Annotated in this window: 17 protein-coding genes; 8 read left to right on the top strand and 9 right to left on the bottom strand. The window is 63.3% G+C overall.

Annotated elements, in window-relative coordinates; genetic code table 11:
- The first annotated feature begins 196 nt into the window (after positions 1-196).
- The 3 genes from ABIB66_RS05760 (at position 197) to ABIB66_RS05750 (ending at position 3850) form a co-directional block, all read left to right on the top strand.
- The gene (locus ABIB66_RS05760; RefSeq protein WP_354254407.1) at positions 197-1879 is read left to right on the top strand and encodes a helix-hairpin-helix domain-containing protein; all 1683 of its coding nucleotides are present in this window, start codon (positions 197-199) and stop codon (positions 1877-1879) included.
- On the top strand, positions 1879-2442 hold the full coding sequence (locus ABIB66_RS05755; protein ID WP_354254405.1) for an MOSC domain-containing protein: 564 nt from the start codon (positions 1879-1881) through the stop codon (positions 2440-2442). Before ABIB66_RS05760 ends, ABIB66_RS05755 begins: the two co-directional genes overlap by 1 nt.
- Before the next feature lie 283 nt (positions 2443-2725).
- Positions 2726-3850, top strand: a complete 1125-nt coding sequence (locus ABIB66_RS05750) for a YihY/virulence factor BrkB family protein (protein ID WP_354254402.1) — start codon at positions 2726-2728, stop codon at positions 3848-3850.
- Positions 3851-4302: 452 nt separating this feature from the next.
- Here the strand turns inward: ABIB66_RS05750 and ABIB66_RS05745 are convergent, their stop codons facing one another.
- The 6 genes from ABIB66_RS05745 to ABIB66_RS05720 all read right to left on the bottom strand — a co-directional run bounded on the left by ABIB66_RS05745 (position 4303) and on the right by ABIB66_RS05720 (position 9510).
- Complete coding sequence (locus tag ABIB66_RS05745; RefSeq protein WP_354254400.1) at positions 4303-5061, bottom strand: sulfite exporter TauE/SafE family protein; 759 nt, start codon at positions 5059-5061, stop codon at positions 4303-4305.
- A gap of 355 nt (positions 5062-5416) precedes the next feature.
- Entirely contained in the window at positions 5417-6334 is a 918-nt protein-coding gene (locus ABIB66_RS05740; protein WP_354254398.1) for an efflux RND transporter periplasmic adaptor subunit, read from the bottom strand.
- Positions 6331-6540, bottom strand: coding sequence for a DUF1656 domain-containing protein (locus tag ABIB66_RS05735; RefSeq protein WP_354254396.1), 210 nt, complete (start codon positions 6538-6540; stop codon positions 6331-6333). The genes ABIB66_RS05740 and ABIB66_RS05735 overlap by 4 nt, the downstream gene beginning before the upstream one ends.
- Positions 6537-8591, bottom strand: a complete 2055-nt coding sequence (locus ABIB66_RS05730; protein WP_354254394.1) for an FUSC family protein — start codon at positions 8589-8591, stop codon at positions 6537-6539. The genes ABIB66_RS05735 and ABIB66_RS05730 overlap by 4 nt, the downstream gene beginning before the upstream one ends.
- Positions 8592-8694: 103 nt before the next feature.
- Complete coding sequence (locus tag ABIB66_RS05725; protein ID WP_354254392.1) at positions 8695-9168, bottom strand: hypothetical protein; 474 nt, start codon at positions 9166-9168, stop codon at positions 8695-8697.
- Between the two features lie 15 nt (positions 9169-9183).
- On the bottom strand, positions 9184-9510 hold the full coding sequence (locus tag ABIB66_RS05720; RefSeq protein ID WP_354254390.1) for a hypothetical protein: 327 nt from the start codon (positions 9508-9510) through the stop codon (positions 9184-9186).
- A 102-nt stretch (positions 9511-9612) separates the two neighbouring features.
- On the opposite strand from ABIB66_RS05720, the gene ABIB66_RS05715 reads away from it, so the two are divergent.
- The 3 genes from ABIB66_RS05715 to ABIB66_RS05705 all read left to right on the top strand — a co-directional run bounded on the left by ABIB66_RS05715 (position 9613) and on the right by ABIB66_RS05705 (position 12598).
- Positions 9613-10545: a LysR family transcriptional regulator gene (locus ABIB66_RS05715; protein WP_354254388.1), complete on the top strand. Its 933-nt coding sequence runs from the start codon at positions 9613-9615 to the stop codon at positions 10543-10545.
- Positions 10546-10833: 288 nt separating this feature from the next.
- Entirely contained in the window at positions 10834-11976 is a 1143-nt protein-coding gene (locus ABIB66_RS05710) for an alkene reductase (RefSeq protein ID WP_354254386.1), read from the top strand.
- 109 nt (positions 11977-12085) lie between these two features.
- The gene (locus ABIB66_RS05705; RefSeq protein WP_354254384.1) at positions 12086-12598 is read left to right on the top strand and encodes a winged helix-turn-helix transcriptional regulator; all 513 of its coding nucleotides are present in this window, start codon (positions 12086-12088) and stop codon (positions 12596-12598) included.
- A 410-nt stretch (positions 12599-13008) separates the two neighbouring features.
- On the opposite strand, the gene ABIB66_RS05700 is transcribed toward ABIB66_RS05705, so the two are convergent.
- Both ABIB66_RS05700 and ABIB66_RS05695 read right to left on the bottom strand, forming a co-directional pair.
- Positions 13009-14556 carry a hypothetical protein gene (locus ABIB66_RS05700; RefSeq protein ID WP_354254382.1) on the bottom strand — a complete coding sequence of 516 codons (1548 nt, stop codon included), beginning with the start codon at positions 14554-14556 and terminating at the stop codon, positions 13009-13011.
- A 226-nt stretch (positions 14557-14782) separates the two neighbouring features.
- Complete coding sequence (locus tag ABIB66_RS05695) at positions 14783-15775, bottom strand: alpha/beta fold hydrolase (RefSeq protein ID WP_354206157.1); 993 nt, start codon at positions 15773-15775, stop codon at positions 14783-14785.
- A 190-nt stretch (positions 15776-15965) separates the two neighbouring features.
- Here ABIB66_RS05695 and ABIB66_RS05690 point away from each other — a divergent pair, with 190 nt between their 5' ends.
- Positions 15966-16547: a helix-turn-helix domain-containing protein gene (locus ABIB66_RS05690; protein ID WP_275168432.1), complete on the top strand. Its 582-nt coding sequence runs from the start codon at positions 15966-15968 to the stop codon at positions 16545-16547.
- Positions 16548-16556: 9 nt separating this feature from the next.
- Complete coding sequence (locus ABIB66_RS05685) at positions 16557-17024, top strand: GNAT family N-acetyltransferase (RefSeq protein ID WP_354206160.1); 468 nt, start codon at positions 16557-16559, stop codon at positions 17022-17024.
- Position 17025: 1 nt separating this feature from the next.
- Here the strand turns inward: ABIB66_RS05685 and ABIB66_RS05680 are convergent, their stop codons facing one another.
- Positions 17026-17553 (bottom strand): DUF1003 domain-containing protein, encoded by a 528-nt coding sequence (locus ABIB66_RS05680; protein ID WP_354206162.1) that lies wholly within the window; start codon positions 17551-17553, stop codon positions 17026-17028.
- Positions 17554-17578 lie beyond the last annotated feature (25 nt).

Genomic DNA, 17578 nt, shown 5'->3' with positions numbered 1-17578 from the left:
TCTGCAGCTGGTTGCGGGGCGAATTTACAATCTCCTCAAGAAGGAGGCCGCTTATAGCCCGAACACGCAGCACCTTGAGGACTTCCGGGCAGCGCAGAAACTTGAGGCATCTCTCGATCGCCGGCGCGATGACGGCCCACCCGCTAAGGGAGCCTTTGCGCCGGTGAGGCCCGGCGCGCAACGGGAGGCTCGTTGAGTGGCCTCCGTCGACGCTCGCACGATCGTCAGTCTCCTGCGAGAATACGCACAGCGGACGGCGTTGCGTGGGGGCAACCCGTACAGGGCGAAAGCGTATGCGCGCGCCGCTGACAGCCTGGCGGCCCTTGCCGTCCCTCTCGACGTGCTCATCGCCGAAGACCGACTGACCGAAATTCCCGGCATCGGCGAGGCGATCGCTGGCATCATCACCAAGCTGCACAAGACGGGCACCCATCCGAGCCTTGAAAAGCTCCGGAAGGAGATTCCCGAGGGCGTGCTCGAGATGCTCGCCGTGCCCGGCCTTCGCCCCGAGAAGGTGCTGCGGCTCTACAAGGATCTCGGCATCACTTCGCTCGCCGAGTTGGAGGCCGCCGCCAAGGACGACCGCATCAAGAAGGTAAAAGGCCTCGGCGCTGCGCTGCAGACCAAGATTCTGCAGAACCTGGCGATCGCGAAAAGCGGAGAAGGCCGCCTCCACCTGCACCGTGCCGCCGCCCTGCTCGCGCACGCCAAGGATTCGCTGCGGAAGGCCCAGCCGGAGCTCAAGCGGGTTACGATCGCAGGAGACTTCCGCCGAGGCTGCGAACTCGTCGGCGATCTCGCCATCGTTGCGGAGGTCCCGAAGGCGGGCAAGTCCTCGAAGCTATCCCCGGCGGCCGGACTCCAGGTCCGCCTCTCCGACCGCAAGCACTTCGGCGCCACTCTTCTCTTCGCGACCGGCTCGGCCGCTCACATCGAGCAGCTCCGGACGTTAGCCGTCCAGAAAGAGATGCGATTGGAAGCCGACGGCTTGCACAAAGGTCGCACCCTGATCGCCGGCGACGAGGCCGAGATCTATCGCGCCCTCGGCCTGCCGTTCATCGATCCTGAACTGCGGGAGGGGCGCGGAGAGGTCGAACTGGCTCAGAAGGGCAAGCTGCCGAAGCTCGTCACCGACAAGGACCTGCGCGGAATCCTTCATTGCCACACCGATGCCTCCGACGGCACGGAGACCTTGGAGACGATGGCCAAGGCGACGCGCCAGCGGGGGTTCGAGTATTTCGGGGTCGCCGACCATTCCAAGTCCGCGCACTACGCGGGCGGTCTCTCGGAGGACGAGATCGCGCAGCAGCACCGGGACGCCGACCGGTTGAACAAGCGGTTCGGCAAGGATTTCCGGATCCTCAAAGGCATCGAGTCCGACATTCTGGCCGACGGCTCGCTGGACTATGCGGAGGACGTGCTGCAGCGCTTCGACTTCGTGGTCGCGAGCATCCACGGCCGCTTCAAACTCGACCGCAAGGCGCAGACGCAGCGCCTGCTTCGTGCGATCTCCGATCCCCACACCACCATCATAGGCCACATGACCGGACGCCAGTTGCAGCGGCGGCCGGGCTACGAAATCGACATCGAGAAGGTGCTACGGGCATGCGCCAAGCATGACGTCGTCGTCGAGATCAACGCCCACCCTTGGCGACTCGACCTGGATTGGCGCTGGCATCAGGCTGCCCTCGAGTTCGGCTGCATGATGAGCATCAATCCGGACGCGCACTCGGTCCCCGAGCTCGACCACATGCACTGGGGCGTCGAGATGGCCCGGAAGGGAGGCGTCCCTGCCGACCGCGTCCTGAACGCGATGGCCCTTCCGGAGATCACGCGCTACCTCCGCCAGAAGCGGCGCTCGGTCGCCCGGGCGGCCTGATGCCCCAGGCGGACGCGCTCTCGCCGGAGGGCACCGTGATTGCGGTCGCCGCCGATCGCGGTCACCACTTCAGCAAACCGCCGCAGGACGAGATCGTGCTGGTGGAAGGCCATGGCGTCGAAGGCGACGCCCACGCCGGCCCGTTTGTCCGGCACCGCTATCTCGCCCGCCGCCAGCCCCGCCTAGCCAGTCTCCGGCAGGTTCACCTGATCCCGTCCGAGCTCTTCGCCTCCCTCTCGGAGGCTGGCTTCGAGGTCGCAGCGGGGCACCTGGGCGAGAACATCACCACTGCCGGTCTTGACCTCGAGCGGATGCCGCTCGGGACTCTCATCGAGCTTGGACCCGCTGCGATCGTGGAGCTGACCGGCCTCAGGACGCCCTGTGTCCTCATCGACCGCTTCCAGGCCGGCTTGAAACGGCAGGTGCTCTCGTCGGCGGAAACGGGCCCTCCATTCAAATGCGGGGTGCTGGGCGTGGTTAGGGTCGGCGGAGCGGTCGCGGCTGGCGATAGCGCGCGGGTTCGGCTCCCGTCCTCTACTTTTCGTGCCTTACCGGCGCTGTAGGACACTTCAGGAGGCGTTCGCCCTCGCTCGTTCGGGCGCCTCGCGCCGCCGTTCGCGGCGCTCGCGCCGCCGCTTGGTTGATCAACGGGCTGCCGCAGCGGAGGATCCTGCGTCGTAGCGACTATCTCCCGAGGCGGCTGGCTTCGTCGCGGCAAACACGGTAGGCGCGACGCTCGCGGCGACCATCCTAGGCTGTAGGACATTGCTTGACCCGGCTTTCGCGCGAGGAACGTTCCGGTTTGCAAGCCGGTTACCGGTCTCTTCGAGCTTCGGGAGGAGAGACATGTTCGGCCGATCGGAACCAAACGAACTTTCGAAGCCGCAGCCGCTAGGCCGGGCACTCGCATCGACAGTGGCCTTGGTGGGCATCGCGCTCATATCGGACCACTTGCTGCAGTCTCGTGAGGCGCGATCCGAAAGTCCCTCCATGGTCCCCTTCTCAAGTCCTGATGCAGAGGCCGAAGAAGAGCCTAGGGGACGTCAGGCGACAACCCCTTCCGAAATCCCGGCGCGGGGTTGGAAGGACATCCTTCTGCGGGTCTACGCGAACATCTCCAAGCACCGCATTCTGGCCCTGGCGGCGGGCATGACCTACTTCAGCATCCTCGCCATTTTTCCTGCCCTTGCAGCCTTGGTCGCGGTGTACGGCCTTTTCTCCGACCCCACGACCATAACGCGGCACCTCGATCAGCTGGGCGGATTTCTGCCGGGCGGAGCGATCGATATCGCACGCGAGCAACTCACCAGAGTCTCGTCCAAGGGCTCGCAGACGCTCGGCGTCACCTTCGCCATCGGCCTTGCTACTTCGCTTTGGAGCGCCAACGCGGCCATGAAGTCTTTGTTCGACACTTTGAACATCGTCCACGGCGAGGAAGAGAAACGTGGTTTCTTCAAGCTCAACGCCATCTCACTAGGTTTTACGCTGGGTGGCATCGCCTTCGTCATCGTTGCTCTTGGATCCATCGTGGCCGTGCCCGTCATCCTGGACCATCTCGGTCTGACCGGCGCAGGCGATCTTCTGCTCCGGATCGGGCGGTGGCCGGCGATGTATCTCATCCTTACCCTCGCGCTCGCAGTGATCTATCGCTACGGGCCCAGCCGGGAGAAGGCGCGCTGGCGGTGGGTCACTTGGGGCAGTGCGATCGCCGCTCTGCTCTGGATCGCGGTTTCCGGCGCCTTCTCCTGGTACGCGGCAAACTTCGGCAAGTTCAACGAGACCTACGGCTCGCTGGGGGCCATCATCGGCTTCATGACTTGGTTGTGGATCTCGGCCATCGTCGTTCTCCTGGGCGCGGAAATCGATGCCGAGATGGAGCATCAGACCGCTCGCGACACCACGACCGGGAACGCCAAGCCGCTTGGAGCCAGGGGAGCAAGGGTCGCCGATACGGTGGGCTCCGCTCGGTGATGAAACCACTTCGAGCGTCAAATCGTCTCCTGGAGAATGGATCGCGAGAAGGAAATACAACGGCTCAAGGAGCAACTGGCGAGATGCCGAAGGCTCACCAACGAGTTCACCGACAGCGTGACGGCTCAGAACCTGGGTGAACTCGCGGCCGAGCTCGAAGAGCGCCTTCGCGCACTGGAGAGTGAAGGTTAGTGCCGCGATGAGCCAAGCAACGGCTACGGTTGCGGGTAGGATTGGCGGCAATCCGCACCCGAACTCAAGACGATCCAGCAACACTGGCGCGAATGACCTCGGCACGGCAATGCCGCTTGAAGTACCTCTCCTGAGAGCAGTTGCGAAATTCGGCCAGACCGCGAGACGTCGACCGCCTTCGTGCGTGCTGAGATCGACAGCCCAAACCCGCGGCCGGTGAGGTGCGCGATGGCGGCGGACGCCGATCACGTAGCGGCCACTCAGGCGAGATAGCCGGACACGCCGTCCCAAAGCAGCTTGAGCGCCGTCACCACCAGCAAGCCGTAGCAAGCGCGAAATATCTGCTGCTGGTCCAGCCGCCCGTGCAGCCGCCAGCCGAGCCAGACGCCGGCGGGAATGGCGAAGAGGCAGATCGCCATCACGATCCATTCGTTGCCGCTCGGCCGCGTCAGTAGCAGCCATGGCACCGCCTTGGTGGCATTGCCGACTGTGAAGAACAGGCTCGTCGTTCCCGCGTACACTTCCTTGCTGAGGCCGAGCGGCAGCAGATACATCGCCAGCGGCGGCCCGCCGGAATGCGCGACCATCGTCGTGACGCCTGAAGCGAGACCGGCCGCTATCGCCTTCTGCGTCGAGCGCGGGCGAATGGTCACCTTTGGATCGCTCACGAACCAAAGGCCGACGAAGATCAGAGTGACGACCGCCATCACGATCGCGACTGCGCGATGGTCGAGGACGCGGAACAGCAGATAGCCAAGGCCGATGCCGATCACGAGCCCGGGCAGCAGCAGCACGAGGTCGGGCTTCGACCAGGTCGATGGCTTCCAGTAGCGCAGCGCGAACAAATCCATCGCGATGAACAGGGGCGCAAGCAGGCCGCCGGCCGTGACCGGGTCCATCACGAAGGACAGCAGCGGAATGCCGACGATCGAAAAGCCGCCGCCGAACGCGCCCTTCATGAAGCAGATCAGGAACACGCCGGCGAAGGCGATGAAGATGGTGGTGACAGTCAAATCCATATCGGCATCTCCGACACGACGGGGCTCAACCCCGACCCTCGGGGTCGCTACGAAGCCCGTCGGCGCGACGTGGCCTCACTCCGGAAAAACACGCGAGGCAGCGCTGAAGGCACGCCAAACGACAATCCGATGAATGCGAGAAACAGGTCGAAATAACTGAGGTGCATTTTCGTGGCTCCGTGGTTCCGGGGTGAACCCGGTACAATCCCTTGATTGCTAGGAGTATGATCCGATATCTATCTCAGTACAATATGGACATTGTCCTCAGTGCAATTTGGTGAAGAGTGGCATGCCATGAGCATCATCCGCAGAAGGAAGAGGCTCCCACCGCGATACGCACCGCCCGGCAGGCAAGCTACGGGGCGCCGCTGGTCTGTTCCCCGCCAACAGCACCGCCGGTGGTGATCGACCCGAGCACTTCGACCGTTGCGGTGGCTCCTGCCACAAGCTCGCTCCGCTCGGTGGGCTCGAGCGCGATCCGGACCGGAACGCGCTGCGCCAGCCGGACCCAGTTGAACGTCGGATTGACGTTGGCCAACAAGGTTGCGCCGGAGCTGCGGTCGCGGTCCTCGATGCCCGCCGCGACGCCCTCGACCCGTCCACGCAGCACATGGTCGCTGCCCAGCAATCGCACGCTGACGGGGGCGCCAAGGTGGATGCGCGGCAATTTGGTCTCCTCGAAGTAGCCTTCGACGCGAAGCGTGTCGGAATCGAGCAGCGCCATCACGCCCTTGCCGGACGTGAGGTAGGTGCCGGGACGCAGCTCCATGTTGGTCACGACGCCGCTGACGGAGGCGCGCACCTCGCTGCGCTCGAGATTAAGCCGGGCGAGGCTGAGATCGGCAACCGCCTCGTCATAGGCGGCCTGCGCCGAGCCCTGGACCGCGACGACCTGGTCGATCCGCTGCTTGGAAACAGTCACGTCGGGTGTCAGCGCGCTATAGCGCTTCAAATCGGCATTGGCCTCGTCGAGCGCAGCGCGCTTGCCGAGTACCACCGCTTCGGCCTGCTTCTGCGCAATGTCGTATCGTGCGCGGTCGATCCGGAACAGCACGTCGCCGCGCCTGACCTGCTGGTTGTCCCTGACGAGCACCTCGGTGACGAAGCCCGACACGTCGGGCGCGACAGGAACGACGTCGGCGCGGACGTGACCATCGCGCGTCCACGGCTGCTGCAAATAATAATCCCACAGCTTGTAGCCGGCCCAAACCGCGATCAGGACCATGAGTATGGTGAGCGAGAAGCGACGGAGCGAATTGAGGGCGGCTTTCATGACACGAGATCCTTGAAGGTCAGAACAAGAGTGGCGACGAGCGAGACGTAGAGCGAGAAATCGAACAGGGCGGCGTGCCAGACGTGGCGATAGAAGCCGGCCCGTGTCAGCACCTTGCTGACGGTGCGCGCGAGCAGATAACCAACGACGCACCACAGCAGCAGGCTCGGAACGATCACACCGAACAAATCAAGTTGGTACCTCATGCGGCAACACTCCTCGGCTCCGGTTCATGCGGCCGGTACGGCGCCGCTTGCGGGAACAGGCCGGCGCGCATGCCGGCGAGGCTATCAAGCGCCTCGTTGCGGCCTTCGCTCGCGGGCTCCCGCAGCGTCGATGCAATCGTGGCGTCGAGTCGCCCGAGCAGGTGATCCGGCGGAGCGCCCGGAACGAGGGCGCGGCACGATGCAGCGAGGGACGCAAGCAGTCCGTCGATCGCAGCGGTCACGGGACGCGACAGGCCAAGACTCGTCTCCCGCAGACGGGTGACATTCAGGGCAGTGCGCAATTGGCGAAGGTTGGCGGCGTCGCTTCGGGCAGCGGCGGGAACCACGGCGATACGCGAGGCGAGAAGCGCCAGGCGATGCTGCATCAGGCCGGCAATGGCGGCGCGTCCCCGCGGTCCCCTGCCCTCCGCGACTGTCGCCAGGGTCGACCAGTTGCTGCGGAGCAGCCGTCCTGCAATCCACTCGGCGCCGAACAAGCGAACGATGCCCGAGACAACCCCGGTCAGCCCGACGCCGACCATCAGCGCGACGCTGGAGTTCGCAAAGGAGGAAAAGTCGGCCGCGTAGGATGAATCCAGCGCCAGTTGCACTGCAGTGAATGTGGCCAGCAGCGAGCCCACACGTGCCGTTGCAGGCCGAGCCGCAAGCCAGCCGAACAGCACAAAGGTCGGCATCAATGCAGCAATCACCAGCTCGAATGTCGTGATCCTTGGCAGCAGGCCAAAAGTGTAGATCCCGTTGACCGCAATGACGATCAGGAACAGCCGATATAGCTTCCGGAACGCTGGGAGAGGCTCGTCGACGCCGGCGAAGAGCGAGCCGATCACTGCGGCGAACAGGGGCGCGGATGCGCCGTCGGTCCAGCCGGTGGCGATCCAGACCGCGCAGCAGGCGAGAACCGACAGGGACGTTGCCGCGGCCGTCCACAACGCGTGCCCATGGTCGCGGTGAAGCACCGCCGCACCGACGGCGTCAGGCGTAAAGGCAAGCCGAAGCGCTCCCGGATCGCGGCCATCGGCGATCGCCCGGCGCAGCGCACCGCAATCTTGCACGACGTCAACTAGCTGCCGAACCCGGATCAAGAAGCCGGAAACCATGATATCGATCCAGCCGGCATCGGCACCAAGCCGAGGCTCGATCTCGTCGAACATGGCCCGCAATGCAGCGGCTTCCTGAGCATTCTCGCCGGCGGTGCGAAGCCAATCCGCAGCTTTCGCGCTGATCTCGGCAACGCTTCGCGTCACAGCGTGATGAGTTTCGAGCGTGAGCTTGTGATCCTCGAGCGACGCAAGCAGCGGAACCAGCGCCAGCATGTGCTGCCGCAGGCGCTGGAGACCGCGCGCGATATTCGCGGACGTGTTGGTCTCAAAGTCGAGATGCCGGGAAAGCTGGTCGATTTCGGCTGTGCCGACGGCGAGCCGCACGCGGTCGTCGTCGCGCTTCTCGTCGCTGCCGCCACCGGTCAGGACATCGACGCCGAGCCGGCACGCCTCGCCCAGCAAGGCGTTCGCCTGCACCCCAATCGCAGAGGCGACACTGCGCGGCAGCACCAGCATCGACACGAGGCTCGCGCAGATGATTCCAAGCATGATTTCCTGCACGCGCGCAGACACGATGTCGAAGGTCAGCTCGGGCATCGAGAGCACCGGCAGGCCGAGCAGCGCCACGGTGTAGCCGGACAGCATGAACATGTAGCTGCGAGGCGTTCCGTCGATCAGCGAGAGATAGAGGCACAAGCCAACCCATAGTGCGATGGCGAGGCTGAGTAGCTCGGGCGCATTCACCAGGTTGGGGACCAGCGCGATCGTTGCGGCCGCGCCGATCAGTGTTCCCAGCATTCGGTAGGCCGCTTTCGACCACGTCGCTCCGCTGAGCTGGTTGGAGGTGATGTAGACCGACGCCATCGCCCAATAGGGACGCGGCATCCCCAGATACAGTGCAATCGAGAATGCCAGCATGGCTGCCGCAAACGTTCTTATTGAAAAGACCAGCGCGGCATGTCGAGCAATGAATGACGGACGTTGACGCATGATGATCAGTTTCGGCTGTGAGACGTAAGCTAACAGTGGTGCGCCGGCGGCCTCTCGACAATGAAGGCATTGCACCCGGTGTCATTCGGTTCGGGCTTTTCGACTAAACGGCGATTTTCTCGAAATGGCTGGAAACCGCGTTTCGACTCTCGATCGCCCGGACGGAGTTCTCGAACGCTCTTTCCAGTACGCGTCTGCCCATGGTCCCGAGCACAAGACCGAGGATCCGGCCCTTGAGATTCCTGCCCTCGCGCACGACGACGACGTCGATGTCGGTCATGCCGTCGCGCCGCCGCCGGAATGTATAGGTGTGTCCGGACGCACCGCCCCACACATTGGAATCGGTCGTCGTCAGGACAACGCGGTTGGGATTGGACCAGTCATAGTGCAGGCGCTCCCAGATGCCGCGCGAGCCCTCGGTCACGTCGGCCTTGGTCCTGCCGAGATCATGCAGCTTGAGATACTCGTCGGCGCTATTGCCGAACAGCCTGGAGCGGCCGGGCCCGAAATCGGTCAGCCCGGCGATGTACTGCTCGGCGGTCAAATGCGTGGTACGATGAAGATGGATCGTGGACATGTCAGGCTCCCGGGCTCAGTTCGCGACCGCATTCGTGTCGCGAATGACGAGGCTGTCGCCAGCCCGGCTTATCTCCAGCACGTTCGCACGCGTGGGCGTGGAGAGAACGACACGCTGACCCGGCGTCAGCAGCGACACGACGCGGATCGGAGCTCCTGCCTCGCCTTGCGCAAGCGTGGTGACGACGCGGTATCCGGTCGGCTCGACGGTGTAATAGGCGACCCCGGAGATGTCGGCGAGACGGATGCTCTGGCCCGCGATCGGCTTCAGGCCCTCGGCGTGAGCGGCTCCGAACGATGCGAGGACGACAGTGGCTGCGAGAAGTGTGCTGCGGATCGACATGCGACCCTCCGTTGGTTTGGGCGGCGGGCGGAACGCCCGTATGCTCCCTTGCCGCTGGACATGGTCGTGCCTAGATCATCGATCAAACAGATGGGGTCGATAATGAGTATCGATACTGTCAATCTAGGTCGCATCGACCTGAATTTGCTCGTACATCTCGGCGCGCTGCTCACCGAACGAAGCGTCACGCGGGCGGCCACAAGGGTCGGAATCGGCCAGTCGGCGATGAGCCACAACCTTGCGCGCTTGCGCGAGCTGTTCTCCGACGAGCTGCTGACGCGAGGGCCCGAGGGCATGCGCCTCACTCCTCGTGCTGTCACGCTGCTCGAACCCGTGCAAGCCATGCTGGCGCAGGTCGAGGCGCTGGTGTCGCGCGAGCAGAGCTTCGACCCGGCAACGGCGGTGCGGACATTCAGGTTCGGGTTGCCCGACAGTATGGAGATCCTGTTTATGCCGGCGCTGCTCGCCCGCATGCGCGAGGTCGCGCCGGGCATTCACCTGCGGCTCTACAATTTCGACGCATCCCGCCTGCTCGACGACCTCGATGCCGATGAGATGGATATCGCAATCGGTTACGACGCCTTCCAGCAAGGGCAACTGCATCACAAGCGCCGCAAGCTGTTCAGCGAGAGCTATGTCTGCATTTTCAACGCCGAGAAGACCGGCATCACGCCGCCGATCTCGCTCGACGATTATGTGCGGCTTCCCCACGTGCTGACAAGCCTGAGGCCAGCGCGCAACCCGCGCGGCATCGTCGACGAGGCGCTCGACAAGATCGGATTGCAGCGCTCCGTCGCTCTCACGACGCCGCGCTTCCTAACGGTCCCATCGTTGGTGGCACGTGCGCCGGTTATCGTCACCATGCAATCAAGATTGGCGCGCCGGTTCGCCGCCGAGCTCGGGCTGAGCCTCAGCCCGCTCCCGATTGAGTTGCCCGAGGTTACTGTTTCCCTGCTATGGCACGCATCCTACGATCATGATCCTGCTCACGCTTGGCTGCGCGACCAGGTTGCACGCCTTGCAGCTGAATTGTGAACCAAGGTTCGTACAGCGGCAGAAACCTTCGGTCCCCGCATAGCTCTATCGCCGCTCTCCGCCCTCTCAACCCGCCGTCCCTTGAGCGCTCCACCGCTTTGCAAGCCGTTGAACCTGCAGCGGCATAAGCCGCCCGCAACTCCGCGCTCAGCCTCGGCCCGCACCTGAGGCCGGCTATGCTATTTCGATTTTCTGGTTTTTGTGGTTGCAAAATTAAACCGGTTGCCTATGTTGTCGGTTGCAAAATTAAACCTGTAGCGGCGCAGCCGTTTTTTGGAGGCGAGAGCCATGGTCACATCATCACTTTTCCGCCCGCTGAAGTTGGGATCCATCGCCCTAACGCACCGCGTCGTCATGCCTGCTCTGACCCGCATGCGCGCGGGCCAACCAGGAAACGTGCCGACCGCTCTCAACGCCGAATATTACGGTCAGCGTGCAACCGATGGGGGCCTGATCGTCGCCGAGTCCACGCAGATATCCGCTTCCGCACAAGGATACCCTGGAACGCCTGGGATCCATTCGAAAGAGCAGATCGAGGGTTGGAGCAAGGTCACCTCGGCCGTTCACGCGGCCGGCGGTTCGATCTTCTTGCAGCTCTATCATGTCGGTCGCGTCTCCAACTCGACCATACAGCCGCTCATTGCACCATCGGCGATCGCTGCCTCTGGCGACCACCTGACCGCTTCCTGGACCAGGGCGCCGCTCGAGACGCCACGTGCATTGGAGACCGACGAGATTGCCGGAATTGTGCAGACGTTCGGCGAGGCTACGCGCAACGCCCTTGCGGCAGGGTTCGACGGCGTCGAGGTGCACGCCGCAAACGGCTATCTGGTCGAGCAATTCCTCACCTCGCGCAGCAATCACCGAACGGATCGATATGGCGGCTCGATCGCTAACCGCATTCGGTTCTTGAGCGAAGTCATGGTCGCCGTCACAGCGGTCGCCGGCGCCGACCGCGTTGGAGTGCGACTGTCGCCCTTCGGTAGCTTCAAGGATGTCGGCGACGATGAACCGGTGCAGCTTTATCAGGCTGCGGTAAGCGCGCTTGCACAGTTCAAGCCCGCATATCTCCACGTCATCGAACCGCGTGTGACTGGCACCGACGATGCGGAGGGGGGACAGGCCGAAGCCCCGTCCGTAATCGAGTTGTTCCGCCCGCTTTGGCAGGGCGTCTTGATTGCGGCAGGAGGCTATAACCCGCAAACGGCTCAACGCATCATTGACGCTGGCAAAGCGGATGCGGTTGCGTTCGGTCGATCGTTCGTCTCGAATCCCGACCTGGTGGAGCGCATCCGCATCGGCGCCCCCTTGAGCGCCTGGAATAGGTCGACCTTCTATGGAGGAAGCGCGGCGGGATACACTGACTATCCCCGGTATCAGGCGCTCGCCAACGAGGCCATCAAGGCAGCCCCCCAAAGAGTGGTAGCATAAACGGGTCGTTCGTCAGCGGTGGGCCTCTGATCGAACTCTACTCAAGGCTAAGGCATGCCAACGGCCTGGTTTTTGAAACCTCGTGTCGGGTTGACTACCGGAGACATCGATGAAGGGCAAAAAGACAAACCTCCGAGATGCCGACTGCGCCATCGCTCGTGCCCTACAGGCGACCGGCGACTGGTGGTCGCTGCTGATCGTGCGTGATGCGATCGCGGGCAAGCAGCGGTTTGGTGAATTTCAGAAGAGTCTCGGGTTGGCGAAAAATATCCTTTCGACACGACTCAAGAAGTTGGTGGAAGAGGGGATCTTTCGGATTGAACCGGATGAGGAGTCAAGAAGGACCCATCGATACGTCCTCACGCCAAAGGGAGAAGGACTGGGTATTATCCTCATCGCCTTTTGGCAATGGGGTGAGGGTGCCTGCTTCAAGCCGGGCGAGCTGAAGGACACGATGGTCGATCGCGTCAAAGGGCTACCGCTCGCCAGACTTCAGTTGTCCGCAAAAGACGGTCGAACCCTTGGTCCGCGGGAATACCGGCGGGTCGAAAAGGGGGCGCATGGCCGTCCGCAACCAGGCCGGCGACCGCCGAAGAGACAAGCCGTCAGGCCGGTGCAGTAGCCGCTGTGGCGAGCAGACTACTGCCAACGCTCAAACTGCCGCGATCGCCATCCGAACATGCCGGCCAGACGCGCTGCGGCTCCAGCCCGTCGTAGGACAGGTATTGAGATAGTCGACGACTACCGGGCTGCGTGTCCGGCTCGGAAGCGAAGTCCCGTGGACCCCCGCCCGCTCGATTATGTTCCTCAGGATCGTCTGGTCGCCGTCCTGATTGGCCCGCTCACACGTCAGCCGCCTCGAAGTTCGCCGAGATCGACGGCCGAATCGGCCGAACAGGTGGTACACACCGGTGGTCACAAAACTCGGCCGGGCTTTCTCGGAATCCTTGTTTTTCGGCGTTTTTCGCGCATTCGCGGCATCGGGGGAGAGATTCCCACTCTCCACGCCAGCTGCGCGTGATCCGTTTGGAATCAGGCTGCGAGCTTGGCTTGTCGCAAGTCGCGAAACTTCTGCTTTTCCTTCTTATACGCCACGAGAAGCGCTTTTACCCAGAGCGTCATGCCTTCCGCCTTCAACCCGATCCTTTGAGAGCGGTTGTAGTGCTGATCGGTCACAGTCGCCATTCTTTCGCGTTCATCGACGCTGTCGTGGACCATCTTGTGTCCGAGTATCGCGGTGGCCGCTCCGCCGAGGCGCCTGTCGTCGAGGAATGTCGTCATGGTCGTCCTGCACTCGTGCGGCGTCCAAGGCTCGATGCCATAGAGCGCGAACAGGTTGGGCCGCAGCTTCTTGGGCTTCGGTTTGGGACCAGGCTTGCCATTGCGCTGGGGCTTCTGCTTCACCGTATGGTCGTAAACGCGTCCCTGAAGTCGGTGCAGCAGAAGGTTCAGCGCGGACTGGCTGATGTGCGCGTCCGCATCGCGGCCGCTGAACATCCATTCCGATTCGCCTCCCGATTCCTTGTGATAGGCCGCTAGGATCCCCAATGCCTCCGGGGGGATAGGAAGCGAGAAGGGACGCCCTCCGTCGCGTCCGCCTTTCATCTCCTCTTCGGTCCAGTTCGCGATTTTCCATCCTCGCAGCTTGCGGTCCTTTCTGTCGGGATCGAAGAGGCGGTCGGCGCGCAACTGCAGAAGGCCGCCGGTTCTTTGCGCCGTCAAAGCGACCGCCCACAGCGCGCCCAACGTACCCGGATAGGTCTCATGTTCTCCCTCGGCAAGCTTCCGAAACTTCTCGGCGATCACCAGGGTGCGCGCGATTTCCTCGATGGTTGGAGCGTGGGTGCGTTTGCCCGAGGCGTATTCGAACGACCACCGGTGCCAGCACCCCACTTCGACGTCGTCCAGTCCGGAATCCGTTGCGTGGAATTTCCATGCCCACGTCAGCATGCTCTTCGACTGCGTGACGGCTCTGTTGACGGTCGACTTCTTATGAGTGGAAAAAATATCGTCTCGGAGACGCTCGAGGTCCCGCAGCTTGATCTCGCCAACCAACTTTTCGTTGACCGACGCATATTCATCGAGTTGCAGGAAGCGGGCGTACTTCTCGCGGTACCTGGTCTTCAGCTTCGGCAGCTTGTACTCGAGAAACTTCGCGGTCAGCGCCTTCCAAGTCCAGGTGACGCCAGTGTCGCCGGTTCGCTTCCGGTAGGCGAGCAGCGACGTTTCGTCGGCGAATTGATCCGCCGCTTCCTGATGTCCCAGTTCATCCTTGTATTTCGAGGTGAGCGTCAGTCGCACCAGCTGGTCGACGAATTCGCGCAGATCACGCTTGCGCTTGGCGGCGAGGTTCGTCTGCCCGGCGAAATACCGGGCCTGGTCGAGATTGATTTCGGAGGCCGATCCCAGCCTCAAAGTTATTTCACGACGGCGCACGTACCAGACGGCCTTGCCCGGTGTGATGCGCAACGTCAGTCCGGTCGTTTTCTTATCGCGCCATTCGGCTACCTTACCCGCGATTGCGCCGCTCGCGCTGTAGGAGATGGCGCTTTGGACGTCGTTCTCGTTCAACGACTTCACTTCTCGCTCGTAAACCGGACTTTTCGACATCCCACGCCCATACAACAATCGTACAAATGCAGCTTCCGAAACACCCGAAATGTTCGGCCCTCGGAATATCGCTATAATACCGAAAAATTACTAGATTTCAAAGATTTAGCTTTGCCTTGGTTAAAACTTTTCACTGTCCGTTCTTCGCTTCCCAAGCTGCATACGAGGGTTCGATTCCCTTCGCCCGCTCCATCCTTTAGTTCGGCAGGCTCCGCAGAAATTCCACGATCGCCGCGTTCACCTCCGCCGGCCGTTCCTGCTGCGTCCAGTGTCCGCACCCAGGCAGCATCTTGATCTCGCGCAGTTGCGGCACCCATTGCTTCATGTTGGCAACGTGCTCGGCGGCGCCAGGGAAGGCCATGACCATGTCGTGGTCGCCGGCGATGAAGAGCGAGGGCACGACCACCTTCACGCCCTCGAAGGCGCCCATCAGCTCCCAGTTGCGATCGATGTTGCGATAGTAGTTGAGCGGTCCGCGAAACCCGCTACGGGCAAATTCGGCACCGTAATAGTCGAGATCCGCGCTGCTCAGCCACGGCGGCAGCGGCACCTGCATTTTCGGTAGCAAGCCGTCCTTGCGAGAGACCATGCCGACACCGGCGCTCCGCCCTTGACGCCCGGCATTGGCGCGGATCACCGCCGCGCCCTCGCCGGAACCGCCATAGAGCATCGCGCCGAGCGTTGCGCGCGGATCCCTTTCGAATTCTGCTTCGGCGACACCCGGCTCCTGGAAATACAGTTGATAGAACTGCGCATCCGCCGTCTGCGGCATCACACTCGTCGGCGGCACCGGACCGCGCGGTCGATAGGGCACGCTGAGAATGGCGGCGGCGTGGAAGCGATCGGGCCGCAGGCGCGCCGTGTGCCAGGCGATCGTCGCGCCCCAGTCGTGCCCGACGATGACGGCGTCCTTCGCCCCGAAAGCGTCGAGCACGCCGACGAGGTCGCCGACCATGTGGAGGATCGTGTACTGGTCGATCGCTTCGGGCCGGTCGCTCTTGCCGTAGCCGCGCATGTCAGGGGCGACAGCGTGGAAACCGGCCGCCGCCAGCGCCTCGAGTTGGTGACGCCAGGAGTACCAACCTTCCGGAAAGCCGTGGCAGAGCAGCACCATCGGCCCCTTGCCCTGCTCGGCGACGTTGAGGCTGATGCCGTTGGCCTTGATCGTCCGCTGCGTCGGTTCGCCCATGTCGCCGCCTCCCGGTCATCGTCGTTGGATCTATCCTAGTCGGCCCTATAGGCTCCGCAAGATTTCTAATATATTAGCCCTTCGCTTCCGGCACACACGCATCGCCCAGCTTAAGCTTCTCGCGGCCCTGATGGGGTGCGGTCCTCGTGTCGGGCAATGTTCGGATCAGAGCCCAGGATCTGCAAAGAAAATGGACCAGCAGAAGCTCGATCGCGCGATCGGTCGTCGCTTGAAGACGCTGCGGACGCAGGCCGGCATGACGCTGAATGAGCTTGCCACGCGGTCCGGCGTCAGCCGGGCCATGATCGGGCGAGTGGAGCGGGCGCAGAGCAGTGCGACGGCTGCGCTGCTCGGAAAACTTTGCGCCGCGCTCGACGTGTCGCTCAGCGACGTCGTCGCGTTGGCCGAAAAGCCGCCGGAGCGGCTGGTGCGGCTCGCCGACCAGCCGCACTGGCGCGATCCCGACAGCGGCTATCGCCGTCGGCACGCCTCGCCGACGGACGCGGCGAGCGGCATCGAGATCATCGTCGTCGATTTGCCGGCCGGTGCGCGGGTGCCGTACAGCCCCTGGGGGCGCAACGCCTTCACGCAGCAACTGCTGATGCTGGAGGGCGCGATCGCCGTGCATATCGACGCCAAGGCAGTTCGCCTGCGCGAGGGCGACTGCCTCGACTTCGACGTGATGCGCGCGGTGATCTTCGAGAACGAGACCAGACAGGACGCGCGCTACGTCATCATCACGCGCCGCGGCGCGTCCTACGGCAAGATGTGAGCCCTGACGATGCAGATCCGCACCGGCGACACCTTTGATCCCCGCGTCATCGCGCTGCTCGACCATCACGTTGCGGCGGCGCGAGCACAGACCGCGCCGGGCAGCGCCCATGCACTCGATCTCTCCGGGCTGCGCGCGCCCGACATCGCGTTCTGGACCGGCTGGGACGGCGAGACGCTGGTGGCTGTCGGTGCGCTGAAGTCGCTGTCAGCTGAGCATGGCGAGGTGAAGTCGATGCATACGCTCCAGACCACGCGGCGGCGCGGCTTTGGCGGCGAGATGCTCCGCCACATCATCACGGCAGCCCGCGCGCGCGGCATGGTGCGGCTCAGCCTCGAGACGGGCTCGTGGGACTATTTCAAGCCGGCGCTCGCGCTCTACCAGGCGCATGGCTTTGTCCTGTGCGGCCCGTTCCAGGGCTATGTCGAGGATCCCAACAGCCTGTTCCTGACCCTGGATCTGTCGGCGAGCCGTTAGCTCAGGAGCGCGTCTCCTCGATCCTGTCGAGCACGCGCTCGGGTGCGATGTCCCGGCTTGCCTCCTCCAGATCGCGCTTCGAATCGGGCTGGACGTCGAGCCGCTCGGCGATTTGCGTGAGGAGGCGGGCGACCTTGGTCAATTCGTGCTCGGCGAGAAGGCTGATCTGGAGATCGAGATCGGCGCGCTTGTCCGCTGCTGCGCTCATGCGGTTCTGCGAGATCAGCACGAAAGTCGACAGGAAGATCGCCTCGACCGAAGCAATCATCGCCAGCACCACGAAGCTCTCGTCCCAAGCCGGGATTCCCGCCAGCCAATGCAGATTGGCGATGATCCAGAAGCCGAACACCGCGACATGGAGGTAGACGAACGCCATGCTGCCGGTGAACGCCGTGATCGCATCGGCAACCTTTTCCTGACCTCTGGACGCGCGCTGCTCCCGGCGGCGGCGCTCGACCAGGGCCTGGATGTTGCGCTCGAGCGTCGGGCTCAATCCCTCGCCGGGATCATGGGTGATATCATTATGCACGCGGCAGCAACGGCGGACGGAAGAG

Source organism: Bradyrhizobium sp. F1.13.3 (genome assembly GCF_040548265.1).
Lineage (GTDB): Bacteria > Pseudomonadota > Alphaproteobacteria > Rhizobiales > Xanthobacteraceae > Bradyrhizobium.
Note: the sequence above shows the minus strand (reverse complement) of the source record. Positions and strands in the feature narration are given on the sequence as shown.